Raw genomic sequence first — 24,448 nt, forward strand, 5'->3', positions numbered from 1 at the left:
AAAAACCGCTCAGGCCGCCGCGAGGCGGGTAGCGGTGTCGCGCAGCTCGGTGATGGCCGCATCGATCTCAGTGCGCTGTCGCTCAAGCTGCGAGAGCTGGCTGAGGCAGCGTTCGCGAGTGAGTGCGAGACCCTTGCTGCCGGCATTTCCCTCGTGCGCCGCTACCAGGCCACGAATTTCCGCAAGGGTGAAGCCGAGACGCTTGCCCTTGAGGATCAGCGTGAGGCGCTCGCGGTCGGTGCCGGAATAGAGCCGGGCAAGACCTTCACGACGCGGTGCAAGCAGGCCCTTGTCTTCGTAGAAACGCAGGGCACGCAGGGTCACGGCGAAGTCACGCGCGAGATCGCCGATGGTGTAGACGTCGTCGTTCGCATAGGTCCTGCCGGGCTGAGACATGGCTTCCCGCGAGCCGAAAGCGTTCGCGTCCATCCGCACTCTCCATCTACCGGGGCCGCGCGCTGGCGAGCGGCCTTAAATGTGACGATTCTCCAACCGCACGGGGCAAATCAGTCTGCGCCGCCGGCGAACGAACATTCACATAGGGGCAAAGGGTTTGCGGGGGGAGAAGGTTGCAGGCTCCCTAAGGGAAAGTAACAGTTACATGGAGCCATTTTTGGCGCGTTAACCAGCGATTTACCAAACCCATCGATTCTGAGTGAGATTCGTCGCGGCGTTTACGCGCCGCCCATCTCCGGTCGAGGGAGGCGGGCATGGAGCCCATGTCCAAGCCTAGGTACAACGAGATCGCTGCTCTCCCGGAAAAGGTGGCCGCTGCCGAAGCGCCGCTTCGCACGCGGCGCATCGAACCGCCGGTGCCCCCCGCATTCGCGCCGGGTGCCCTGGATATTCTGCGCGAGCGGGTCGCCCGGATGCGGGAAACCATCGCGGAGGAGACCAGAGCCCAAGCCGCCGAGATGAATCGGGTCGCGATTAGGGACGCTCAAGCGCAGGACGCTGTGGCACCGCAGCTTAGTGCAGAGGTGCCTACAGCTTTTGCGTCGCCCCCTGAGCTTCCAGCCGAGCCGCGCGCAGCGCAGGCCAAACCTGCCGAGCCAGAGATTGCTCCGGTCGCGGTTGAGCCGAATCGCGTGGTTTCCCTACAGCCGATTTTGGTGGATGCGCCGTTCAATATCTCGCCTTGGCTTCCTACCGATATCGCCGTTGCTTATATCTCCCCCGAGGCCGAGCCGGTTCTCGAAATCGCGGAAGCGCCGCACCTCACCGCCGAGCTGGCAGCCATCCGCGCCACGCTTCAGCGTTTCGAGGGTGCCGAGCATTCCGTGCTGCTCGCCGAAGCCGTGGGTGCACTTGGGCGCAAGATCGACCTTCTGAATGCGAAGGCCCTCGACCCGGTGTCCCTGCGTCGCCTTGAACTCCAGGTCGCGGAATTGCGCGGTACGGTGGATCGCGTCTTTCAGGGAGCCACCGGCCCGGCATTGGCGCTTGAGCCGCTGGCGCAGGCGACGCAAGACATCCGCGCCGTGGTTCGTGCCACCGCGCAGGGCCAGGAGCGTTCTGAACGCGAGGTCGTCGCGCTGAATGCCCGGCTTCAGGGTCTCACGCGCCAGATCGGCACGCTTCCCGAAGACATTGCCGGCGCCCTGTCCGATCAACTGGCGGAATTGGTTGAGAGCAGCACCGCCGCCTCTGGCGTGGATGCCGCCGCCCTCGATCCGCTGGTGGACGTGATTGAGCGCCATCTCGTGGCGCTGACCGAGCGGGTGGTGGCGTCGAACCGCCGGCTGGACCGCCTGGACAGCATCGAGGAGGCGCTTCACCGCCTCTCCAGCCAGATGGAAGACCTGCAGCACGCCTCCGCCGACGTGTCGGCCGAAGCCGTGCAAGCGGTGGCGCTGCGCCTGTCCGCACGCGATGACGCCCCCGCCGTGGTGGGCCTCAAGCGCGGCCTTGCCGCGCTTGAGGCACGCCAGCAGGATTTTGAACTGCGCACCGAAGATTTCATGATCCGCGAAGTGGAGCTTCAGCTTCAGGATCTCGCCGACATCGAGGTGGCGCCCTCGCGCCGCAGCCGCGAAGCCGCCGCGCGTTTCTCCAACGCATTTGTTGTGCGGCCCGCATTTAATCTCGACCAGCGGATTTTCGAGACCGCGCTTGGTGATGACGAAGTGATTCACGAGCGGACGGTCCGCACCGACTGGGTTGCCGCAGCAGCACGCGCCGAGCAGCGCGAGAAGGGTGCCCGCAAGGTGCGCCGCAAGGGGCACCTCGTGTTCGCCGGTCGTGCAGCGGTGGTCGCCGCCGCCGTCGGCTTGGCGGGGGTGACCATTCTGCAGATCGCCCGCCCGAGCGAATCCTTTGCGCGCCCGGAATTGGGAAGCGCCCAGACGACGGCCAAGGCTGCGTCGGGGGCGCCTGTGCAGGCGCTCGAACTGGCGAAGTTGCCGGCGCCAGTGGGGACCAATGCCCTGCGCACGGCCGCGTTGTCGGGTGATCCCGCCGCCGCTTACGAGGTGGGCGCCCGCTTCGCGGATGGTCGCGGTACGGAAGCCAGTGCGGCGAACGCCATCAAGTGGCTGAGCTATGCGGCGGCGCGCGGATCGGTGCCTGCAGCCTACCGGCTCGGCGCGGTCTATGAATTTTCCGAGCGCAACCCCGCAGAGGCCCGCCGTCTCTATACCTGGGCGGCCGAACGCGGCAACGTTCTCGCCATGCACAACCTCGGCGTCATGTCGACCGGTGACGCGGACGGGCGCTCGGACTGGCCGGCCGCGCTGAAATGGTTCCGCCAGGCGGCGGAAGCGGGGCTCAAGGACAGCCAGCACAATCTCGGCGTGATCTATGCGCGCGGCTTCGCCGGACAGGCGGATCAGACAGAGGCCTTCAAATGGTTCTCCGTCGCCGCCGCCCAAGGCGATGCCGCCAGCGCCCGCAAGCGCGATGAGGTGGCGCGCAAGCTCGATGACGCCAGCCTGAACCGCGCCCGCAGCACAGTGACATCGTTCGCCCCGACCTCCATCGACAAGACAGCGAACGCGGTGACAACCAAGCCAGAATGGGACACGGCGGCGGAAGCCTCGGTCCAGCGCACGTCATCCGGCACCTGACAGGGGTTCAGCTCCGCCCTCGCCGACCTGAAGCTGAAGCGCGGTGGTGTGGAACGCCCCGCGCCTTGCGAGCAAGAAACTCTTGGTCGGGCGACCCGCGCGGCGCACTTTCCGCTCATGCGCAATGTGATTCGCATTCTGGGCCTTGACCCAGGCCTGCGCCGGACCGGTTGGGGCGTCATCGAGGCGGACGGCTCGCGCCTCGGCTTTATCGCCTGCGGCACCATCCTGCCGCCGGAGAAGGCGCCCATGGCCCAGCGCCTGGCGCGCCTCCACGAGGGCCTGACCGACGTGCTCCGCCGCTTTTCGCCCCAGGAGGCGGCGGTGGAAGAGACGTTCGTGAACATGAATCCCTCGTCCACCCTTAAGCTCGGGCAAGCGCGCGGCGTGGTCATGCTCGCGCCCGCGCAGGCGGGGCTTGAGGTTGCGGAATATGCCGCCCTGCTGGTGAAAAAGACGGTGGTGGGCGCGGGGCGGGCGGAGAAAAACCAGATACGCATGATGATCGGGATCCTGCTGCCGACCTCGACCCCGGAAACCGAAGATGCCGCCGATGCCCTGGCGGTGGCGATCACGCACGCGCATCATCGTGGAGCGGCCGCGCGGGCGCGGCTTGCGCTATTTTAGGGAAGCGGGCGCGCGCCTGATGAGTGGGGGGTGACATGATCTGGGGACTTCTCGCGCTGGTGGTGGCCGCCCTGTTCACCGGGGCCGCGCTCTACGTGAACCTCGTGGAGCAGCCGGCCCGCCTGATGCTCGACCCCGTGTCCCAACTGCGCCAGTGGAAGCCGGCCTATCGCCGGGGCTTCGCCACGCAGGCGCCGCTGGCGGCGCTGGGGCTCGTTCTGGGTGTCGTCGCCTTCTTCGCCACCGGCCAGTGGAAGTTCGTGGCGGGGGGAGTTCTGATCGGCGCCAACTGGCCCTATACCTTCATCGCCATCATGCCGACCAACCGGAAGCTGTTCGACACCCCGGAGGCGCAAGCCGGGGCGGAAACCACGCAACTCATCGAAATCTGGGGCCAACTCCACATGATCCGTTCCGGCCTCGGCGTTCTCTCCACCCTCGTCTTCGTCTGGGCGGCACTGCCATGATCGGCAAGCTGAAGGGCACCATCGACAGCTATGGCGACGACCATCTGGTGCTGGACGTGCATGGCGTCGGCTATCTCGTGCACTGCTCGGGGCGGACCCTCCAGGCGCTGCCGGCGGTGGGCGAGGCTGCGGTGCTGTTCATCGAGACCTTCGTGCGCGAGGACCAGATCCGGCTGTTCGGTTTCCAGTCGGAATCCGAACGCGAGTGGTTCCGCCTGCTCCAGGCGGTCCAGGGCATCGGCGCCAAGACCGCGCTCGCGATTCTCTCGACCCTGCGCCCCTCGGAACTTGCCGAGGCGATCGCACTGGGGGACAAGGCGACCGTCGCCCGCGCGCCTGGCGTTGGTCCGCGTGTGGCGACCCGCATTGTCACCGAGCTAAAGGACAAAACGCCGGCGGTGACGGGCGCCGATCCCATGCTCGCGAAACTCTCCGGCGAAGCGCCCACGCGCGGCGGCGGGCCGGTATCGGACGCCGTCTCGGCCCTCACCAACCTCGGCTACGGCGTTCCCCAGGCCTCCGCCGCCATCGCCGCCGCCGCGCGCGGAGCGGGGGAGGGGGCGACGACGGAAACGCTCATCCGCCTGGGGCTGCGGGAACTGGCGAAGTAGCCCGCAGGCGAGTCTCGCCTGCGGGGATCTGCGCGCGTGCGCCGTGGTGCCGCTGCGCGGCAGCGGTTAGACTCAACGCGACTCGAAACGGCATAAGGCCAACATGAACACACGCCTTGTCACCGGCGAAAAGCGCACGGAAGACGACACCGACTCGACGCTGCGGCCGCAGCGGCTGGCGGATTTCGTCGGGCAGGCGCAGGCGCGGGCGAACCTGGAGGTGTTCATCAAGGCCGCTCGGGTCCGGCAGGAGGCGCTGGACCATGTGCTGTTCGTCGGCCCGCCCGGCCTCGGCAAAACCACGCTGGCGCAGATCATGGCGCGCGAGATGGGGGTGGGGTTTCGCTCGACCTCCGGCCCGGTAATCGCCAAGGCCGGCGATCTCGCCGCCATCCTGACCAATCTGGAAGAGCGCGACGTCCTGTTCATCGACGAGATCCATCGGCTCTCCCCGGCGGTGGAGGAAATCCTCTATCCCGCAATGGAGGATTTCGAGCTGGATCTGGTGATCGGCGAGGGGCCGGCGGCGCGTTCGGTGAAGATATCGCTGCCGAAATTCACGCTGGTCGGCGCCACCACCCGCTCGGGCCTGCTGACCACGCCGCTGCGCGACCGGTTCGGCATTCCGGTTCGGCTCGGCTTCTACTCGGTCGAGGAACTGGAATATATCGTCACGCGCGGCGCGCGGGTGATGGGCATCGGCATCGCGCCCGATGGCGCCACCGAGATCGCCAAGCGGGCGCGCGGTACGCCGCGCATCGCCGGGCGGCTGCTGCGGCGCGTGCGCGATTTCGCCCTGGTGGCGGAGAGCGAGCGCATCGACCGCGTCATCGCTGACCGGGCCTTGTTGGCGCTGGAGGTGGACCATGCCGGCCTCGATGCTATGGACCGGCGCTATCTCACCATGATCGCGGTGCATTACGCCGGCGGGCCGGTGGGGGTCGACACGATGGCGGCGGCGCTGTCCGAGCCGCGCGATGCCATTGAGGAGATCGTCGAGCCGTTCCTGGTGCAGCAGGGCTTCATCCAGCGCACCCCGCGCGGGCGTATGCTCACTGCCGGCGCGTTCCGTCATCTTGGCCTGCCTGAACCGCAGAAACCGCCGACGGCCTTGCCTTTGTTCGACGACGGAGAGTAGGGCTTCGTCATCACGGCATGGAAACGGCATGAACAACGACATTTCCGGGGAGCGGGCGGTGACACCCGGCGAACTCCAGCAGCATCCCCATCTGGCGGGCCGGCTCATCCCCGGCGGCCATAGCCTGGCGCTGCGGGTCTATTACGAGGACACGGATTTCTCCGGCATCGTCTATCACGCAAATTATCTCCGCTTCATGGAGCGCGGACGCTCGGACTACATCCGCCTGCTCGGCGTCGTGCAGGGGGAGTTGTTCGCAGAGGCGGCGGCGGAAGCGCCCGGCTTTCACTTCGTCGTGCGCTCCATGCAGCTCGATTTCCTCAAACCCGCGCGCATCGACGATGTGCTCGAGGTGGTGACGCTCTCCAAGGAAGTGGCCGGCGCCTCGCTGATGCTGGCGCAGAGCGTGCGGCGCGACGGCGAGGTGCTGGTTTCGGCGAATGTCCGCATCGCCTTCGTTTCCCAGGGCCGCGCCCGGCGCATTCCGGACGCCCTGCGCAGGGCAACGCTGGCAGATGCAAACGCGGGTACCGCCGAAAACGGCACTGTTGCACCGCAGCGATAACGGTGCATTAACCCTGTTGGTGTGTTGTGTGGAAGCGGCGCAGGGCGCGCCGCAGCGGCCTGCCGTCAAAGTTTGGACAGACTCAACCGGTCAAAGACCGCGTGGCGTCTGCCATGGCGCAGACGTTTACAGCGTTTGCCGGCGGCAGCGAGCAATCCGGCTGCGCTGCGGCAAGGCTGGGCGGATAAGGGACCGACACATGATTCCCGACAGGATTGGCCTGATGACGTTGATGAAGACGCTTTCGACGCGCCTGTTCCTGGCCGCCGCGCTGTTTCTCGCCGTGTCGGTGTCATTCGCCCATGCGCAGACCGCTGCGCCCAGTGCGCCGGTCGGTGGTTCCCAGTCGCTCGGCGCTCCCGCCGGAACGGTCGCCGCGCCCGCGGGCCAGACGGGTTTCGCCGGAGATGGCGCCGCGGCAGCCAATGTCACGCTGATCGGCCTGTTCATGCAGGCCTCCCTGGTGGTGAAGCTCATCATGGTGGGCCTGATTGCCGCGTCCGTGTGGGTCTGGGCGATCGTGATCGACAAGACCCGGCAGTTCGCGCGCACCAAGAAGGAAATGGACCAGTTTGAGCAGGTGTTCTGGTCCGGGCAGAGCCTCGAGGACCTTTATCGCTCGCTCGCCGGTCGTCCCAACCAGGCCATGGGCGCCATATTCGTCGCCGCCATGCGTGAGTGGAAGCGCACGTATGAGAGCGGCACGCGCTCGCTTGCCGGCCTCAACCAGCGCATCGAAAAGGTGATGGACGTCACCATCGGCCGCGAGGTGGAGCGGCTGGAGAAGGGCCTGCTGGTGCTCGCGACGGTCGGTTCGGCTGGGCCGTTCATCGGCCTGTTTGGAACGGTCATCGGCATCATGACCTCGTTCCAGTCAATCGCCGCTTCCAAGAACACCAGCCTCGCCGTGGTGGCGCCCGGCATCGCGGAAGCACTGCTCGCGACCGCAATCGGCCTCTTTGCGGCCATTCCCGCGACCATCTTCTACAACAAGTTCATTACCCAGCTTGGCCGTCAGGCGCAGCGGCTGGAAGGCTTCTCCGACGAGTTCTCCGCGATCCTGTCGCGCCAGATCGACGAGCGGAGCGGGAACTGAGCCATGGGAATGTCCGGCGGATCTGCGGGGGGATGGCAGGGCCGACGCTCGCGCCGCAAGCGCGGCACGTCGGTGATGGCCGAAATCAACGTGACGCCCATGGTGGACGTCATGCTGGTGCTGCTCATCATCTTCATGGTGTCGGCGCCGCTGCTCACCGTGGGCGTGCCCATCGACCTGCCGCAGACCGGCGCCAAGTCGATGGATCAGAACAAAGACCCGATCACCGTATCGGTGAACGACAAGGGCCAGATTTTCATCGGCGACCAGGAAGTCCCCTATGCCGATCTGGTCGGGAAATTGCAGGTCGCCACGAAGAACAGCATGGACGAGCGGGTGTTCGTGCGCGGCGACAAGAAGGTTGACTACGGAACGGTCATGCGGGTGATGGGCCGCCTTTCAGGCGCCGGATTCAAGCGCGTGGCTTTGGTGACCGAAGTGGAGCAGGGGGGCTGAAAAGGAGCGGGATGCGGGTCGGTCTTGTCGCATCGTCCATTATTCATGGGGGCATCCTTGTCCTCGCCTTGGTGACCTTCGCGTCGCCGAGGCAATTTGACATGGCGCCCCAGGCGATCCCGGTTGAGGTGGTTTCAGCCTCCGAGATGTCCAAAGTCACTAAGGGCAATGAAAAGGGCAAGGCCGCCGAGCCGCCGAAGATCGTGGCCGAGAAGGTGGCTGAGGAAAAGCCGACGCCCGATCCCACTCTGAAGGTGACGGAGAAGCAGGAGGTGGCGCCGACCGCCCCGAGCCCGCCGCCGCCGCCTGTGCCCCAGCCCAAGGTCGAGGAGCAGAAGCCCACGCCGGCGCCCGCGCAGGCCAAGGTCGAGCCGCCGCCGCCCAAGGTGGACGAGGCGCTGAAGGCGGAGCCCAAGAAGGAAGAGCCCAAGCCCCAGCAGCAGGCCCAACCGACGCCGCTTCCGCCAAAGAAGCCCGCGCCGCCGGTTCAGGCCGCAACGCCACAGCCGCCCACCGACCAGAAGTTCGACGCCGACAAAATCGCCGCGCTGCTGGACAAGCGGGCGCCGCAGCGCCAGGCGGCGACCGGGTCGCAGGTCTCCCAGATTTCCTCGCTCGGCGCGCCGAAGGGCGATGCGCCCGCGCTGAGCCTGTCTGAGCAGGACGCCTTCCGCGAGAAGGTGAAGCAGTGCTGGAAGATGCCGCACGTCAATGACGACAAGCTCTACGCCTACATCCTGCTGCGGCTGAACCGCGACGGGACGTTGGCGCAGACCCCTGTCATCACCGACGGCGTGATGAATCCGGACCAGCGGCAGGTGTTCGACGCCTTTGCCGCCAGCGCCATCCGGGCGCTGATCCAGTGCCAGCCCTACACCATGTTCAAGGCAGAGAAGTACGACCTCTGGAAAGAGCTTGAGCCCAGATTCTTCCCCAACATGTTCGGCGGCGCGTGACGCGCGACGCCTCTCCTATGCCCCGGCCTCGCCTTGAGGCCGCACCAGACCCGAATTTCGCGTGCGCGCCGCCCACCGGCGCCGGCGAGAGAGAGAAGAAGAGGTTCCTGTGACGAAAGCCTCCGAGACCGCCAAAGCCTCCGAGACCGCCAAAGCCCCGGAGAGCGCCTTGGACCTTGCCGCCCCCTTTCTGAGCCGCCGCCAGTTCGTGGTGGCGGGCGCGGCGAGCGGTCTCCTCGCGCCTTCGCTGCTGGGGGCCTCGTCGGCGCAGGCGGCGCTGCGGATCGACATTCAGTCCGGCGCGCCCCAGCCGATCCCGATCGCCATCACCGATCTGGTGGGCGATGTGGAGCAGGGGCGGGCGATCTCCGGCGTCATCATCGCGGACCTGAAGCGGTCCGGCCTGTTCGCGCCGATCGACCCCAAGGCGTTCCTGGAGAACATCCAGAACCCCGACCTCGCGCCCCGCTTCCAGGACTGGCGCACCATCAATGCGCAGGGTCTCGTCACCGGCCGCGTGACGCGCCAGAGCGACGGGCGCCTGAAGGTGGAGTTTCGCCTGTGGGACGTGTTCGCCGGCCAGCAACTGGTGGGCCAGCAATATGTCATCCAGCAAGCCAGCTGGCGGCGGGTCGCCCATATCATCGCCGATGCCATCTATGAGCGTCTGACCGGCGAAAAGGGCTATTTCGACACCCGCATCGTGTTCATTGACGAGAGCGGCGCCGCGAACCGCCGCGTCAAGCGCCTCGCCATCATGGACCAGGACGGGGCGAACGTGAGCTATCTCACGCGCGGCGATGATCTCGTGCTGACGCCGCGCTTCTCGCCGACCAGCCAGGAAATCACCTACATGGCCTATGGGAAGTCGGACCCGCGGGTTCTTCTTCTCAACATCGAGACCGGGCAGAGCGAGATCGTCGGCAATTTCCCCGGCATGAGCTTCTCGCCGCGCTTCTCGCCTGACGGGCAGAAGGTGATCATGAGCCTCCAGCAGGGGGCGAACACCAATATCTTCGTCATGGACCTCAGGTCCAAGTCGACGACGCGCCTCACCGACACCAGCGCCATCGACACCGCTCCCTGCTATTCCCCGGACGGGCGGCAGATCTGTTTCGAGAGCGACCGGGGCGGCTCCTCGCAGATCTACATCATGAATGCCGATGGTTCGGGACCCAAGCGCGTCTCGTTCGGCAATGCGCGCTATTCCACCCCGGTCTGGTCGCCGCGCGGCGACATCATCGCCTTCACCCGCCAGTCGGAAGGCAAGTTCGCCATCGGCGTGATGAAGCCGGACGGCACCGGCGAGCGGGTGCTGACCGAGGGCTACCACAACGAAGGTCCCACCTTCGCGCCCAACGGCCGGGTCATCATGTTCTTCCGCGATCCCCAGGGCGCCGCCGGGCCGAGCCTCTTCACCATCGACGTGACCGGTTACAACGAACTGCGCGTGCCGACCCCGAGCTTTGCCTCGGACCCGGCCTGGTCGCCGCTGCGCTCCTGACCTGAGCGGGACACCTGTTGCCCATCCGCCACATGCGGCGGATGGCTTCTGGCGCCTTCCTCGTCCCACGCCTTCGCCATCATGCTGCCATGGCGCGCCATCAGTAACGGCACGCGCGGTCGCAGCGGCCGCAACCATTTGGAAACCATGTTTGCGGCTTGTGCATCGAGGGCCGGCGTGGCGTTCCCGTCCAGGCCCCTCGCGCCGCGTAACGGAACGTTCGCTTAACTCTGCGCCTGCTACACGGACATGGCCGGTCGCGTTGAGAAGGGAATTACCGGATGCTTGATTTTGGTTTTGTACGCGGCTTCCGGTTTGCCGCCCTGTTCGGTTTCATGCTGGCGCTGGCCGCTTGTGCCAATACGCCGGATCCTAACGCAGCTGGTGCCGCCGGCGGCGCGGGTGGTCCTCCCGGTTCGCCGCAAGAGTTCGTCGTTGCCATCGGCGACCGCGTGTTCTTCGAGACCGACCAGACCGACGTGTCTCCCCAGGCCCAGGCGACCCTTGAGCGCCAGGCCCAGTGGCTTCAGCAGTACAACCGCTACACCTTCACGATCGAAGGTCATGCGGATGAGCGCGGCACCCGCGAATACAATATCGCGCTCGGCGCCAAGCGCGCCCAGAACGTGCGCGACTATCTCGCCTCGCGCGGCATCGACCCGGCGCGCATGCGCACCATCTCCTACGGCAAGGAACGGCCGGTGGCGGTGTGCAACGACATCTCGTGCTGGTCTCAGAACCGGCGTGCGGTGACGGTGCTGAACACCGGCGGCGCCTCCTGATCGCGCAAGTGTACTGGTCCTGAATGAGAAGCGCCGGCGCCCTTAAGCGCCGGCGTTTTCATGTGCGCGGAAGCTGCGCGTGGGTCACACTTTGGACGCGATCCCTCCCCTAAGGTGGGCGCCTTGCCGGGCCGAGCTTTAGCCGATCCTGGCCGACCCCTCTGACCGAATGCGGATGATGCCAAGCCTGAGTTTCCGCGCGCTCCTGATCGCCGCCGCCCTGTGCCCGGTCCTTGCTGTCCCGGCGCTTGCCCAATCCAGCGGCAACATCTTCACCGATATTTTCAAGCCGCCGGCCAATGTGCAGCAGCAGCCGGACCCGGCGCTGGCCGCCCAGTCCGAAATGGTGCTGCGGATGGACCGGCTGGAAAATACCGTTCGCCAGCTCACCGGGCAGGTGGAGCAGCTTCAGTTCCGCCTCCAGCAGATGGAAGCGGGGGCGCCGCGTCCGCCGAGCGGGTCGCCCGCCGCCGCCCTGCCGCCGCCCACCGCCAATCGCGCGCCGGTCTCTGTCCCCTCCAGCGCCCCACTGCCGCCGCCGGGGATGCCGCCGGCCGGCACCGGCACTGGCAGACGGTCCGACGCTTTCGACCCCAATGCCGCGCCGGACGCACCGGGCGTGCCGCAGGCGCTCGGCTCGCCGGGAAGCAGCTCGGCCGGGCTCTCCGGCCCGACGGAGATTGTTCCGGGGGGCGCCGGGCGTCCTGGCATGCAGACGGCCGCGTTGCCGACATCCAACAATCCCAAGGATCTGTTCGATCTCGGCTACGGCTATATCCAGCGCCAGGATTTCGCCGCCGCGGACCAGACGCTGCGGCAATTCCTCCAGACCTATCCGACCGACCGTCTGGTGCCGGAGGCGACCTATTTTCTCGGCGAGAGCCTGTTCCTGCGGCAGAACTACAAGGATGCCGCCGAGAATTTCCTCCAGGTCTCCACCAAATACCCCAACGCCCCGCGCGCCCCCGAGGCGCTGCTACGCCTGGGCCAGTCGCTTGCCGGCCTGAACGAGCGCGAGGCCGCGTGCGCGACCCTCGGCGAGGTGGACCGCAAATATCCGCGCGCCAGTTCCAGCGTGCGGCAGGCGGTTGAGCGCGAGCAGAAGCGTGCCGGCTGCTGACGCAACCGGCCTTTTCGATCCGGCGGCGCTGGAGCGCCTGTTCGCGCCGTTCCTTGGCCATTCCGCTGTGTTGCTCGCGGTATCAGGTGGCCCGGATTCCACCGCTTTGATGCTGCTTGCGGCGCGCTGGCGGGCGGCGCGGGCCGACGGCCCCGCGCTTCATGTGGCAACCATCGACCACGGCCTGCGGGCCGCCTCCGCTGAGGAGGCACTGAGTGTCGCGCGCGCCTGCCATGGCCTCGGCCTGCCGCATGCAACCCTGGCCTGGACCGGAGACAAGCCGGCCAGAGGCATCCAGGAAGCGGCCCGCACCGCCCGTTATGGGCTGCTGCGCGAACATGCGGGCGTTATCGGCGCCGGTGCCCTCGCCCTGGCGCACACTTTGGACGACCAGGCGGAGACCGTGCTGTTCCGGCTGGCGCGCGGTTCCGGCCTTTCCGGGCTCGCGGCGATGCGTAGCGTTTCTCAGGCGGCGGGACTGGTCTTGCTGCGCCCGTTTCTGGATATCCCCAAGGCTGGGCTGATCTCAGCCCTTGAGGCGGCTGGTGCGGCCTATATCAGCGACCCGAGCAATGAAGACCCCCGCTTCACCCGTCCGCGCCTGCGCAAGCTCGCCCCAGCCCTCGCGGCCGAAGGTCTTGATGCGCCGCGCTTTGCGGTGCTGGCGCAACGCATGGCCCGTGCCGAGGCGGCGCTCGCGCAGATCGCCACGCAGGCCGCCGCCCAATGCACCCTGGGGCGCACGGCGCAGTTGGTGCGCTTCGACGCGGGTGCGCTGCTTGCCCTGCCGCAGGAAATTTCGCTGCGTATCCTGATGTCCACCTGCGCCGATTTCGCCAGCGAGGGCGCGGTGGAACTTGCCAAGGCCGAGCGGCTTCACGCCGCCCTCATGGCCGTCCCCAGCGATGCAGCGCTGGGGCAGGGACGGGTCACGCGGACCCTCGCGGGCGCGCTCGTGATGTTGGATAAAGGGGAGATCGTGGTTCGCCGCGCCCCCGAAAGAGGCCGAAAAATAAGCCAATCGCGGCAAATTCAATCCGATGGTGCCTCGCGTCCTTGGCAAGCCAGGGCCCGACACCTAGATTAGGGGACGGACGCAACGGGAGCGAGATCGCGCGACAGGCCGCCGAAGATGGGCGGAGTTCGAGCGAAGGCGCGGCTGATGCGGTCCCCGTGAGGGATCAATGAACGCCAATTTACGTAATTTCGCCCTTTGGGTGATCATCGTTCTGCTGCTGCTCGCACTGTTCTCGCTCTTTCAGAGCCCGGGGCAGCGCACGAGCGCGAACGAAATCTCGTTTTCCCAGCTCCTGTCCGACGTGGACCAGGGACGCGTGCGTGACGTCGTGATCGAGGGGCCGAATATTTCCGGCGCCTTCACGGACGGCCGCCAGTTCCAGACCTATGCGCCCAACGATCCGTCGCTGGTTCAGCGGCTGTACGGCAAGGGCGTTGCGATCACCGCCCGCGCGCCTTCGGACAATGTGCCGTGGTTCGTGAGCCTGCTGGTCTCGTGGCTGCCGTTCATCGCGCTGATTGGCGTGTGGATCTTCCTCTCGCGCCAGATGCAGGGCGCGGGCGGGAAGGCCATGGGCTTCGGCAAGAGCCGCGCCAAGCTTCTGACCGAGGCGCACGGCCGCGTCACCTTCGAGGACGTGGCTGGCATCGACGAAGCCAAGAGCGACCTCACCGAGATCGTGGACTTCCTGCGCGACCCGCAGAAGTTCCAGCGTCTCGGCGGGCGCATCCCGCGCGGCGTGCTGCTCGTCGGCCCTCCGGGCACCGGTAAGACGCTGCTCGCCCGCGCCATCGCGGGTGAAGCCAACGTGCCGTTCTTCACCATCTCCGGCTCTGACTTCGTGGAAATGTTTGTCGGCGTCGGCGCGAGCCGCGTGCGCGACATGTTCGAGCAGGCGAAGAAGAATGCCCCGTGCATCATCTTCATCGACGAAATCGACGCGGTCGGCCGCCATCGCGGCGCCGGCCTCGGCGGCGGCAATGACGAGCGCGAGCAGACCCTCAACCAGTTGCTGGTCGAGATGGACGGCTTCGAGGCGAACGAGGGCATTATCCTCATCGCCGCCACCAACCGCCCCGATGTGCTCGACCCCGCGCTGCTGCGTCCCGGCCGTTTCGACCGTCAGGTCGTGGTGCCGAACCCGGATGTGGTCGGCCGCGAGCAGATCCTGAAGGTCCATGCCCGCAAGATCCCGATCGCCCCGGACGTGAACCTCAAGGTGATCGCGCGCGGCACGCCGGGCTTCTCCGGTGCCGATCTTGCGAACCTGTGCAACGAATCCGCACTCATGGCTGCTCGGCGCAACAAGCGCATGGTCACGATGAGCGACTTCGAGGACGCCAAGGACAAGGTGATGATGGGAGCGGAGCGCCGCTCGCTGGTCATGACCGAAGAAGAGAAGATGCTGACCGCCTATCACGAAGGCGGGCATGCAATCGTCGCGCTCTCGGTGCCTGCCACCGATCCGGTGCACAAGGCCACCATCATCCCGCGCGGTCGTGCGCTCGGAATGGTCATGCAGCTTCCCGAGCGTGACAAGCTCAGCATGTCCTACGAGCAGATGACGTCGCGCCTCGCCATCATGATGGGTGGACGCGTCGCGGAGGAACTGGTGTTCGGCCACGACAAGGTGACGTCTGGCGCCGCCTCCGACATCGAGCAGGCCACCCGCCTTGCCAAGATGATGGTGACGCGCTGGGGCTTCTCCGAGGAACTGGGTCAGGTGGCCTATGGCGACAACCAGGACGAAGTGTTCCTGGGGATGTCCATGGGGCGCACCCAGAGCGTTTCGGAAGCCACGGCACAGACCATCGACAAGGAAGTGCGCCGTCTGGTGGACGAAGGTTACACCGAGGCGACCCGCATTCTCAGCGAGAAGCGCGAGGAGCTGGAAAACCTCGCACGCGGCCTGCTCGAGTACGAGACCCTGTCCGGCGACGAGATCATCGACCTGCTCGACGGCAAGCCGCCGGTGCGCGACACGGTGATCGAACCCGCCAATCCGCGCGGTTCCGCCGTGCCGACCGCCGGCAAGAACCGCCCCCGTCCGGGCGGCTCCCCCGGTAGCGTCGAGCCGCAGCCGCAGGCCTGATCGCTTTAATATCTTCCGAAATTCAGAAGGCCGCCCCTGACCGGGCGGCCTTTTTGTTAGTCTCAGGACAGTTCAATCCCCTCGGCCAGGGCCTCGATCACCCGGCAATCGCCGACGCGCCCGCGCCCGCAGGTTTCCAGCGCGCCTTCCAGTTCCGTGCGCAGGCGCATGAGCTGGGCGATGCGATGGTTGATATCGCGCACATGGCGCCGGGCGATGCCGTCCACCTCGGCGCAGGCCTGGTCAGGCTGTTCGCTCAGCGACAGCAATTCCCGCACGGCGGATACCTCGAAGCCCAGCTCGCGCGCGTGGCGGATAAAGTTCAACCGTGCCACAGCCGCAGGCGCGTACCGGCGCTGCTGCCCCTGCGAGCGGGCTGGTGCAGTCAGCAATCCGATCTGTTCGTAATAGCGGATCGTCGGCACTTTCACGCCCGTGCGCTCGGCCAGCGCACCGATAGAAATCTCGATCATGGGGCTTGAACCTCTAGTGACTAGAGAGTGTATTTCCTGAAGCAGAAGGAGTCAGCCCATGGCCGATAGCTGCTGCGACACCAAACACGATTGCTGTGCCCCGCCGGCTTTGCACCTGCCGCAAGAGAGCCAAAGGGATGCGCACGGGGATGCGCATCGTGATGAACACGGGCACACGCAGGGGACGGCAAAAGGAGCCGCGCACGCCGATCATTGCTGCGCTCAGGGCATCCCGGTGTTCGACGGCATGGACCCCCGCTACAAGCTGGTGCTGTGGACCGTCATCGGCCTCAACGGCGCGATGTTCCTTGTGGAGATGGCGGCAGGCCAGCTTGCCGGGTCGCAGGCGCTCAAAGCGGATGCCCTGGATTTCCTTGCGGACACGGTGACCTACGGCCTCTCGCTCGCTGTCATCGGCGCAAGCCTCAGGGTGCGGGCCACCGCCGCCCTCGCCAAGGGCCTTTCGCTTTTCGTGATGGCGCTGTGGGTGTTCGGTTCGACGCTCTACCAGACGCTGGTTCTGGGTCTGCCCAAGGCGGAGGTCATGGGCGTCATTGGCGTGCTGGCCCTGGCCGCGAACCTTGCCTCGGTGATGCTGCTGCGGCCCTACAAGGACGGGGACGCCAATGTGCGCTCGGTCTGGCTTTGCTCGCGCAATGATGCGATCGGCAATGTGATCGTGATGGCGGCGGCGTTGGGCGTGTGGGGAACATCGAGCGCCTGGCCGGATCTCGCGGTAGCGGCCGTGATGGCGGCGATCTTCCTCACCTCCTCGGTCCAGATCCTGAGGCAGGCCTGGCGCGAGTATCGCGACGGCGGGGCGCCAAAGCTCTCGGTGCCGGCGCAATGAAAAAACGGCGGCGCTTTTGGCGCCGCCGTTTTCGTTTTAGCGGAACAGATATCTCAGTGCGGGGCTGGCGTCGGCAGCGGAGCCGCCGGGACCTCGTGGGTGCCGTGCTGGGCCAGCGGCCGGTTGCCCGAGAGCTTGCGCAGCAGGACGTAGAACACCGGCGTCAGGAAGATGCCGAAGAAGGTGACGCCGATCATGCCGGAGAACACCGCGACACCCATAGCGTGGCGCATTTCCGCGCCCGCGCCGGTCGACACCACCAGTGGCACCACGCCCATGATGAAGGCGAGCGAGGTCATCAGGATCGGCCGCAGCCGCAGCCGGCTGGCTTCGATCGCAGCCTGATAGGGCGTGCGGCCGGCGAACTCCAGTTCGCGGGCGAACTCCACGATCAGGATGGCGTTCTTGGCTGAGAGCCCGACCAGCACCACGAGGCCGATCTGGGTGAAGACGTTGTTGTCACCGTTGGTCAGCCAGACGCCGAGCATGGCGGCGAGCAGCCCCGTGGGGACGATCATGATGATGGAGAGCGGCAGCACCAGGCTTTCATACTGCGCGGCAAGCACCAGGAAGACCAGGAAGATGGCGAGCGGGAACACCCACACCGCCGAATTGCCGGCGAGGATGTCCTGATAGGTCAGCTCGGTCCATTCGAAGCTGAAGCCCTTGGGCAGGGTTTCCGCCGCGATCCGCTCCACCGCCGCCTGCGCCTCGCCGGAGGAATAGCCCGGCGCCGGGCCGCCGTTCACATCCGCCGTGAGGAAGCCGTTGTAGCGCATGGCCCGTTCGGGGCCTGCCACCGCCTTCACCTTCAGCAGCGCGGAAAGCGGCACCATCTCTCCGGTCTTGGAGCGGACCTTCAACGCGCCCACGTCATCGGCACGGGCGCGATACGCCGCGTCGGCCTGGACCCGTACCGTGTAGGTGCGGCCGAACTTGTTGAAGTCGTTCACATAGATCGACCCGAGGTAGATCTGCATGGTTTCGAACACATCGGTCACGGCGACGCCGAGCTGGCGGGCCTTGGTGCGGTCGATGTCGGCGTAGAGCTGGGGCACGTTCACCTGATAGGAGGAGAACAGGCCGGCAAGCTCAGGGGCCTGCGCCGCCTTGGCGAGGAACCCCTTGGTGGCTTCGCTGAGCGCCTCATAGCCGAAGCCGGCGCGATCCTCGAGTTGCAGCTTGAAGCCGCCGATGGTGCCCAGCCCCTGGACCGGCGGCGGGGGGAACATGGCGACCATGGCCTCCTCGATGCTGGCGAACTTCTGGTTGAGCTGCATGGCGATGGCGCCGCCCGACTGATCCGGCCGCTTGCGCTCCTCGAACGGCTTCAGCGTCACGAAGACGATGCCGGCGTTGGAGGAATTGGTGAAGCCGTTGATCGACAGTCCGGGGAAGGCGATGGCGCTCTCGATGCCTTCCTGCTTCAGGGCGATGTCGCTCATGCGGCGGATCACGTCCTCGGTGCGGTCGAGGGTGGCGCCGTCGGGCAACTGGGCGAAGCCGACGAGATACTGCTTGTCCTGCGCCGGCACGAAGCCCGGCGGCACGGTGCGGAACAGCACGACGGTGACACCGAGCAGCACCACATAGAGGCCGATCATGATCGCCTTGCGGCCGATGGCGGCCTTCACGCCCGAGCCATAGGCGGCGGAGCCGCGCGCAAACCCCTTGTTGAAGCCGCGGAACAGCCAGCCGAGGCTGAAGTCCATGCCTCGGGTCAGCCAGTCCTTCGGCGCGTCATGCCCCTTCAGCAGCAGAGCGGCGAGCGCGGGCGAGAGGGTCAGCGAGTTGATCGCCGAGATCACCGTCGAAATGGCGATGGTGAGCGCGAACTGCCGGTAGAACTGGCCGGTAAGGCCGGTGATGAAGGCCAGTGGCACGAACACCGCGACCAGCACCAAAGCGATGGCGATGATCGGCCCCGACACCTCGCGCATGGCCTTGTAGGTGGCCTCGCGGGCGGAGAGCCCCTCCTCGATGTTGCGCTCGACATTCTCCACCACGACGATGGCGTCATCCACGACGATGCCGATGGCGAGCACCAGACCGAACAGGGTCAGGGCGTTGATGGAGAAGCCCAGCACATACATCACGGCGAACGTGCCGACGATGGAGACCGGCACCGCAAGCAGCGGGATGATGGAGGCGCGCCAAGTCTGGAGGAACAGGATCACCACCAGCACCACCAGCAGGATGGCTTCCAGCAAGGTGTGCACAACGGCGTCGATGGAGGCGCGGACGAACTGGGTGGTGTCGTAGACGATCTGGTAGTCCACGCCCTCGGGCATGTTCTCCTTGATCTCGCTCATCACCCGGCGCACGTCGTCGGCGATGCGGATGGCGTTGGAGCCGGGAGCCTGGAACACGGGCACCGCCACCGCCGACTTGTTGTCGAGCAGCGAGCGCAAAGAATATTCAGCCGCGCCAAGCTCGATGCGGGCGACATCCCGCAGGCGCACGATTTCTCCGTTCGCCCCGGTCTTCACGACAATGTCGCCGAACTCCTCCTCGGTCTGGAGGCGGCCCTGCGCGTTGACGGAGAGCTGAAGGTCGACGCCGGGCATGCTGGGCGAAGCACCCACCACGCCGGCGGCCGCCTGTACGTTCTGGGCGCGGATTTCGCTCACCACGTCGGACGCGGAGAGGCCGTGCTCGGCCACCTTCTGCGGGTCGAGCCAGACCCGCATGGAATAATCGCCGGCGCCGAACAACTGTACGTCGCCCACGCCGTCGATGCGCGCCAGCCGGTCCTTCACGTTGAGGACCGCGTAGTTGCGCAGATAGGTCATGTCGTAGCGGTTGTTGGGCGAGAGCACATGGACCACCAGCATCAGGTCCGGCGAGGACTTGATGGTGGTGATGCCCAGCTGGCGGGTGGCTTCCGGAAGGCGCGGCTCAGCCTGCGAAACCCGGTTTTGCACCAGTTGCTGGGCCTTGTCGGGGTCGGTGCCGATGCGGAATGTGACGGTCAGCGTCATCAGGCCGTCGGTCGTGGCCTGGCTGCTCATGTAGAGCATGCCCTCGACGCCGTTGATCTGCTCCTCGATCGGGGTCGCCACAGTCTCGGCGATCACCTTCGGGTTGGCGCCGGGATATTGTGCGCGCACCACCACTTGTGGCGGCACCACTTCGGGATATTCCGAAATGGGCATGACCCGCATGGCGATCAGGCCAGCGAGGAAGATCAGCGTGGACAACACACCCGCGAAGATCGGGCGGTCGATGAAGAACCTGGAGATATTCATGGCATCCTCCCCTCGCGGGGGTTGGGGAATTCAATGCTCCACCTGTCCCGCATACAAACGCGAGGCTCCCTCTCCCGCTTGCGGGGGAGGGTTGGGGAGGGGGCAGGTGCAGCAGAGGAGCGGTGGAGGGTGGGCTAACGGCCTTCCCCCTCCCTAGCCCTCCCCCTCAAGCGGGAGAGGGGACCGCGTCGCTCTTAAAATCAAACGATCAGCGCGTCGCGACGTCGGTGGGCTGGGCCGCCGCCACCGGGCGGGTCGCGTCCATTGCCACCGTCTGGGGGGCGACGGTCACGCCGGGCTTGATGCGGTGAAGGCCGTTGACCACCACCCGCTCGCCCGCCTTGAGGCCGGAGGTGACGATGCGCAGGCCGTTGACCGTCGGGCCCAGCACGACCTCGCGATAGACCGCCTTGTTGTCGCCATCCACCACCATGACGAACTTCTTGTCCTGGTCGGTGCCCACCGCGCGCTCGCTCACCAGCAGGGCGAGACCGGCGGTGGTGCGGCCCATGCGCAGGCGCACGAACTGGCCGGGGATCAGCCGCCCATCCACATTGGCGAACACCGCGCGCACCCGCACCGTGCCGGTGCGCGGATCGACCTGATTGTCGATCAGCTGGAGCGTGCCCTGGTAGGTCTTGCCGGCGGTCATGTCCTCATCGATCGCGGTGGTCATCTGAACCGGGATGCGGTCCAGCGCGAACGACTTGCCGGGGCCGACCGCGAGGCTGCGCAGCGCCCGGGTCACCACCTGCTCGTCGGCATGAAAGGCGGCATAGACCGGGTCCACGGACACCAGCGTGGTGAGCGCGGTCGAACCGGGGCCGGCGGAGATCAGATTGCCGACGGTGATTTCACGCTTGCCGACCCGGCCGGACACCGGCGCCCGCACCTCGGTATAGGAGAGGTTGAGCTGGGCGGTGTGAAGCGCCGCCTGCGCGGCCTTCAGATTGGCCGCAGCCTCCTTGCTGGCGTTGATGCGCTCGTCGAGGTCGCGCTGGGAAACGGTGCGGCTGTCGAACAGCCGCTGGCCGCGCTCAAGGTCGGCCTTGGAGAGCGCAACGCGCGCCTCGGCGGCGGCGACCTGGGCGTCGTAGCGGTCCACCTCGGCCTGGAACGGCGCAGGGTCCACCGTCACCAGAAGCTCGCCCTCGCGGACCAGTTCGCCTTCGCGGAAATGCACCGCCTGGATGGCGCCGGCGACCCGCGAACGGACCTCCACGCGCTCGACCGCCTCAAGACGACCGGAGAATTCATCGAACACCGGCGCTTCGCGCGCCTCGACGGTCGCGACCGAGACCGGCACGGCCGCGGGTGCCGACTGGGCGGCGGGGTCTGCCGCGCGTGCGCCGGTGAGCGGCAGCACGAAAGGGGTTGCGAGCCCCGCGCCGACGATGAGGGCGGCGAGAGCGGGAATGAGAAGCCGGCGACGCCGGGCGGCAGGAGCGGTGGTGGTGTCAGTGTTGCGAGCGGTCATGGCGGTCGTCCTTGAAAATCAGATTTGAGCATGCGCCGGGCGCTTGGCGGTCCCGGTTCGAGTTTCATCGAAGAAGTCGCGGATCACGGGGGTGAGGGCGGCGATGCAGGCGCTCGTCTCGCTCGCGTAATCGATGGTACAGGGCCAGCCGGTGGGGGACGGCACCACATGCTGGCGGGCCGCGACACCCGCTTCGCGCAGGCGCCGGGCATAGGTCAGGGCTTCATCGCGCAGCGGATCATCGCCGGCGGTGATGATCAGGGCGGGCGCGAGGCCGGCGAGCCGGGTCGCCGTCAGCGGCGAAGCATAGGGATGTCCCGCCTTGTCGGCGCTGCCGAGGTAGGCATGCCAGCCATCCGCCCATTTGCAGCCCACGGGGCCGGCGTCCGCCATCCGCAGCGAGCAGGTGGCAAGGCTCGCGTCCAGCATGGGTGAGATCAGGATCTGACCGGCCAGCGGGGGGGCCTGCTGGTCGCGCGCCATCATGGCGAGGGCGGCGGCGAGATTTCCGCCGGCCTCGGCGCCGGCCACATAAAGCTTGGAGGATTTGCCGGCGAGCCGGGCGCGGGCATCAAAGGCCCAGCGCAGGGCGGTGAACACCGCCTCCAGGGGTTCGGGGAAGGGATGGGCCTTGCCGAAGGGATAATCGGCGGACACCACCACGGCACCGGCCGCGACCAGCATGCCGGCGATCTCGGCGCCGCTTTCCAGCGAACCGCCGGTAAAGGCGCCGCCATGAAGTTGAAGCACGACCGGCGCCGCGCGGGAGGCACTCTCAGTGCCATAGATCCGCGCCGGCATTTTGCCGGCCTGCGCCATGTCAATCGTGTCTTCAGTCCAGGAGGAGGTCATTTCGCTGATCTGCCCGTGTCAGCCGCTATGTCGCGGTCTTGTGCAGTGCGGCGAACCTAGTCCTCTCAAACGGACGAATAAATAATCCAAACGTGACTTCATTGTTTCTGTATGGAAATAATGAAGCGGAAAATCAGGCGGCCGAGAGGCGAAAATGGACCAGCTTGCTGCAATGCGGGCGTTTGTGCGGGTGGTGGAGGCGGGCACCTTCACGCGCGCGGCGGACCTGCTGGAAATTCCCAAGCCGACCCTCACCAAGCAGGTGCAGTCGCTGGAAGCCCATCTGCGCACCAAGCTCCTCAACCGCACCACACGCCGTGTGACGGTGACGCCGGATGGTGCTGCCTATTATGAGCGCGCCCTGGCACTGCTGAACGATTTGTCGGAACTGGACGGCTCCATGACATCCTCGCAGGCGAGCCCGCGCGGCCGGCTGCGCATCGATATCAGCACCTCGCTGGCCCTGCTGTTGCTGATCCCCGCCCTGCCGGATTTCTTCGCCCGCTATCCCGACATCCGCATCGATCTGGGTGTGACCGATCGATCCGTGGATCTCGTGGGGGAGAATGTGGATTGCGTGATACGGGGTGGGGACTTGATCGATCCCTCGCTGGTGGCCCGTCGCATCGGCGAGATCCATATGATGACCAGCGCCGCGCCGTCCTATCTCGCGCGGTATGGCGAACCTATCCACCCGAATGAGCTGGCGACCGGCGACTTTCCGGTTGTGCGCTATTTCAACGCCGGGAACGGCCGCATGATGCCGCTTGAATTCATCCGGGACGGCGAAACGCTGGAGCCGGAGGGGCGCTATATGATCTCGGTGAACGAGGGCAATGCCTATGTCCAGGCGGGGCTTTCCGGCCTCGGGCTGCTCCAGGCGCCGACCTTCATGGTCCAGAAGCATCTGGGCACTGGCGCTCTGGTGCCGGTGCTGAGCCAATGGACCACTGATGCGTTTCCGCTGTTCGTGGTGTTTCCGCCGAACCGCCACATTTCGAACCGGCTTCGCGTGTTCGTCGACTGGGTGGCCGAGCTTTTCGCCGACAGCGACGTCATCCAGCGGCGCTCCACCCTGGCGGGCGCGCGCGCCGCCGGGTGAGGCTGCGCTTCGGGCTCAGTGCACGCTGACGGTCACAAGTTCATGCTCGCTGGCATTGGCCAAAGCAGCTTCGCGGCTGTCGGTGAGCATGATGGGGGTGCCATCAGCCGCGTGCAGCGTGAACAGGGTGATGCCCGGCGCGATATCGGGCGCCTGCGGAAACAGGCGCTGGACATCCTCGGAGCGGATGGAGCGCACATAGGCGATCTGTCCGCCGCCGAGCACCGCAAGGGCCTCAGGGGTCATGGACGGAATGGCTTCCGCGTGAATCTTCTGAATCATTTTGAAAGTCCTCTCTCTTCGCAAACGCGGTTCACCGGCAAAAGGTCCGTTAGGGGCGGGACTGAATGTCGATGCGCCGGGCCTGCCGCGTGGGCTCCGGCCTCGCGAGGTCGATGGACAGGAGGCCATTGCGCAGCTCCGCACCGAGCACATTCATGCCCTCGGCCAGAACGAACGTGCGCTGGAACTGTCGGGCGGCGATCCCCCGGTGAAGGAAGATGCGCTCGCCATTTTCCTCGACCTGGCGGCCGCGGATGGTCAGTTCCCGCTCCTCGAGCGTGATGTCGAGCTGCTGTTCGGTGAAGCCGGCCACGGCCAGCGTGATCCGCAGGCGCAAGGGAGCGCCATTTTCCGGCTCGATCCGCTCCACATTATAGGGCGGATAGCCTTCAGCAGCCTTGGTCACGCGGTCAAGCACCCGCTCGACCTCGTCGAAGCCCAAAAGAAAAGGGTTCGACAGCGAAGAGATACGCGACATGAGCCAAAGTCCTCGTCAAGCGACTTTGTGAGTTCGGAAAAGCCGGCTCGGCCCTTCCGACAGGGCCCTTTGCAGGCGCCCCGTTCGAGCTTGGATATGGGAAGCGATCTCACCCGCCGCAAGAGCCGGCCGCGGCTTGGCGCCGGCTGGGTCGGAACGAGCGCAAGCCGCATTGAGGCCTGCGCTCTC

General features: G+C 66.5%; 23 protein-coding genes. 16 read left to right on the forward strand and 7 right to left on the reverse strand.

The genetic code is table 11. From position 1 onward, the window contains the following. Window positions 1–9: 9 nt before the first annotated feature. A complete protein-coding gene (locus ADADO0_RS15855; protein WP_511306144.1) occupies window positions 10–429 on the reverse strand; it encodes a MerR family transcriptional regulator in 420 nt (139 codons plus the stop codon). 281 nt (window positions 430–710) lie between these two features. On the opposite strand from ADADO0_RS15855, the gene ADADO0_RS15860 reads away from it, so the two are divergent. The 14 genes from ADADO0_RS15860 to ftsH all read left to right on the forward strand — a co-directional run bounded on the left by ADADO0_RS15860 (window position 711) and on the right by ftsH (window position 15,497). After that, on the forward strand, window positions 711–3,065 hold the full coding sequence (locus ADADO0_RS15860; RefSeq protein WP_511306145.1) for a hypothetical protein: 2,355 nt from the start codon (window positions 711–713) through the stop codon (window positions 3,063–3,065). Between the two features lie 117 nt (window positions 3,066–3,182). Then, a complete protein-coding gene (gene ruvC, locus ADADO0_RS15865; protein WP_511306146.1) occupies window positions 3,183–3,692 on the forward strand; it encodes a crossover junction endodeoxyribonuclease RuvC in 510 nt (169 codons plus the stop codon). A gap of 38 nt (window positions 3,693–3,730) precedes the next feature. After that, a complete protein-coding gene (locus ADADO0_RS15870; protein ID WP_511306545.1) occupies window positions 3,731–4,159 on the forward strand; it encodes an anthrone oxygenase family protein in 429 nt (142 codons plus the stop codon). Then, window positions 4,156–4,770, forward strand: coding sequence for a Holliday junction branch migration protein RuvA (gene ruvA / locus ADADO0_RS15875; RefSeq protein ID WP_511306147.1), 615 nt, complete (start codon window positions 4,156–4,158; stop codon window positions 4,768–4,770). The genes ADADO0_RS15870 and ruvA overlap by 4 nt, the downstream gene beginning before the upstream one ends. Before the next feature lie 103 nt (window positions 4,771–4,873). Next, window positions 4,874–5,908, forward strand: coding sequence for a Holliday junction branch migration DNA helicase RuvB (gene ruvB, locus ADADO0_RS15880; protein ID WP_511306148.1), 1,035 nt, complete (start codon window positions 4,874–4,876; stop codon window positions 5,906–5,908). A 28-nt stretch (window positions 5,909–5,936) separates the two neighbouring features. Beyond that, window positions 5,937–6,473, forward strand: coding sequence for a tol-pal system-associated acyl-CoA thioesterase (gene ybgC, locus ADADO0_RS15885; RefSeq protein ID WP_511306149.1), 537 nt, complete (start codon window positions 5,937–5,939; stop codon window positions 6,471–6,473). Window positions 6,474–6,696: 223 nt separating this feature from the next. Next, entirely contained in the window at window positions 6,697–7,569 is an 873-nt protein-coding gene (gene tolQ / locus ADADO0_RS15890; RefSeq protein WP_511306150.1) for a protein TolQ, read from the forward strand. A gap of 3 nt (window positions 7,570–7,572) precedes the next feature. Next, a complete protein-coding gene (gene tolR, locus ADADO0_RS15895; protein WP_511306151.1) occupies window positions 7,573–8,025 on the forward strand; it encodes a protein TolR in 453 nt (150 codons plus the stop codon). 101 nt (window positions 8,026–8,126) lie between these two features. Beyond that, the gene (gene tolA / locus ADADO0_RS15900; RefSeq protein ID WP_511306152.1) at window positions 8,127–8,981 is read left to right on the forward strand and encodes a cell envelope integrity protein TolA; all 855 of its coding nucleotides are present in this window, start codon (window positions 8,127–8,129) and stop codon (window positions 8,979–8,981) included. A gap of 190 nt (window positions 8,982–9,171) precedes the next feature. After that, entirely contained in the window at window positions 9,172–10,485 is a 1,314-nt protein-coding gene (gene tolB, locus ADADO0_RS15905; RefSeq protein ID WP_511306546.1) for a Tol-Pal system beta propeller repeat protein TolB, read from the forward strand. Window positions 10,486–10,820: 335 nt separating this feature from the next. Further along, window positions 10,821–11,267 (forward strand): peptidoglycan-associated lipoprotein Pal, encoded by a 447-nt coding sequence (gene pal, locus ADADO0_RS15910; protein WP_511306547.1) that lies wholly within the window; start codon window positions 10,821–10,823, stop codon window positions 11,265–11,267. A gap of 178 nt (window positions 11,268–11,445) precedes the next feature. Further along, window positions 11,446–12,387: a tol-pal system protein YbgF gene (gene ybgF / locus ADADO0_RS15915; RefSeq protein WP_511306153.1), complete on the forward strand. Its 942-nt coding sequence runs from the start codon at window positions 11,446–11,448 to the stop codon at window positions 12,385–12,387. After that, window positions 12,374–13,474 (forward strand): tRNA lysidine(34) synthetase TilS, encoded by a 1,101-nt coding sequence (tilS, locus tag ADADO0_RS15920; RefSeq protein ID WP_511306154.1) that lies wholly within the window; start codon window positions 12,374–12,376, stop codon window positions 13,472–13,474. Before ybgF ends, tilS begins: the two co-directional genes overlap by 14 nt. Before the next feature lie 97 nt (window positions 13,475–13,571). Then, window positions 13,572–15,497: an ATP-dependent zinc metalloprotease FtsH gene (ftsH, locus tag ADADO0_RS15925; RefSeq protein ID WP_511306155.1), complete on the forward strand. Its 1,926-nt coding sequence runs from the start codon at window positions 13,572–13,574 to the stop codon at window positions 15,495–15,497. A gap of 62 nt (window positions 15,498–15,559) precedes the next feature. Here the strand turns inward: ftsH and ADADO0_RS15930 are convergent, their stop codons facing one another. Continuing rightward, window positions 15,560–15,970, reverse strand: a complete 411-nt coding sequence (locus ADADO0_RS15930) for a MerR family transcriptional regulator (RefSeq protein ID WP_511306156.1) — start codon at window positions 15,968–15,970, stop codon at window positions 15,560–15,562. Between the two features lie 58 nt (window positions 15,971–16,028). Here ADADO0_RS15930 and ADADO0_RS15935 point away from each other — a divergent pair, with 58 nt between their 5' ends. Then, window positions 16,029–16,820, forward strand: coding sequence for a cation efflux transmembrane domain-containing protein (locus ADADO0_RS15935; protein ID WP_511306157.1), 792 nt, complete (start codon window positions 16,029–16,031; stop codon window positions 16,818–16,820). Between the two features lie 53 nt (window positions 16,821–16,873). Here the strand turns inward: ADADO0_RS15935 and ADADO0_RS15940 are convergent, their stop codons facing one another. The 3 genes from ADADO0_RS15940 to ADADO0_RS15950 form a co-directional block, all read right to left on the reverse strand. After that, window positions 16,874–20,068, reverse strand: coding sequence for an efflux RND transporter permease subunit (locus tag ADADO0_RS15940; RefSeq protein ID WP_511306158.1), 3,195 nt, complete (start codon window positions 20,066–20,068; stop codon window positions 16,874–16,876). A 208-nt stretch (window positions 20,069–20,276) separates the two neighbouring features. Further along, the gene (locus ADADO0_RS15945) at window positions 20,277–21,545 is read right to left on the reverse strand and encodes an efflux RND transporter periplasmic adaptor subunit (protein ID WP_511306159.1); all 1,269 of its coding nucleotides are present in this window, start codon (window positions 21,543–21,545) and stop codon (window positions 20,277–20,279) included. A gap of 18 nt (window positions 21,546–21,563) precedes the next feature. Then, window positions 21,564–22,397: an alpha/beta hydrolase fold domain-containing protein gene (locus tag ADADO0_RS15950; RefSeq protein ID WP_511306161.1), complete on the reverse strand. Its 834-nt coding sequence runs from the start codon at window positions 22,395–22,397 to the stop codon at window positions 21,564–21,566. A gap of 154 nt (window positions 22,398–22,551) precedes the next feature. Between ADADO0_RS15950 and ADADO0_RS15955 the strand changes: the two genes are divergently transcribed. Further along, window positions 22,552–23,499, forward strand: a complete 948-nt coding sequence (locus ADADO0_RS15955) for a LysR family transcriptional regulator (RefSeq protein WP_511306162.1) — start codon at window positions 22,552–22,554, stop codon at window positions 23,497–23,499. Between the two features lie 15 nt (window positions 23,500–23,514). Here the strand turns inward: ADADO0_RS15955 and ADADO0_RS15960 are convergent, their stop codons facing one another. Then, window positions 23,515–23,781, reverse strand: coding sequence for a BQ00720 family protein (locus ADADO0_RS15960; RefSeq protein WP_511306163.1), 267 nt, complete (start codon window positions 23,779–23,781; stop codon window positions 23,515–23,517). 49 nt (window positions 23,782–23,830) lie between these two features. Next, window positions 23,831–24,259 (reverse strand): Hsp20 family protein, encoded by a 429-nt coding sequence (locus ADADO0_RS15965; protein WP_511306164.1) that lies wholly within the window; start codon window positions 24,257–24,259, stop codon window positions 23,831–23,833. Between the last annotated feature and the right edge of the window lie 189 nt (window positions 24,260–24,448).

This window comes from Aquabacter sp., from assembly GCF_965279295.1.
In the GTDB taxonomy this organism is placed as follows: Bacteria; Pseudomonadota; Alphaproteobacteria; order Rhizobiales; family Xanthobacteraceae; genus Aquabacter.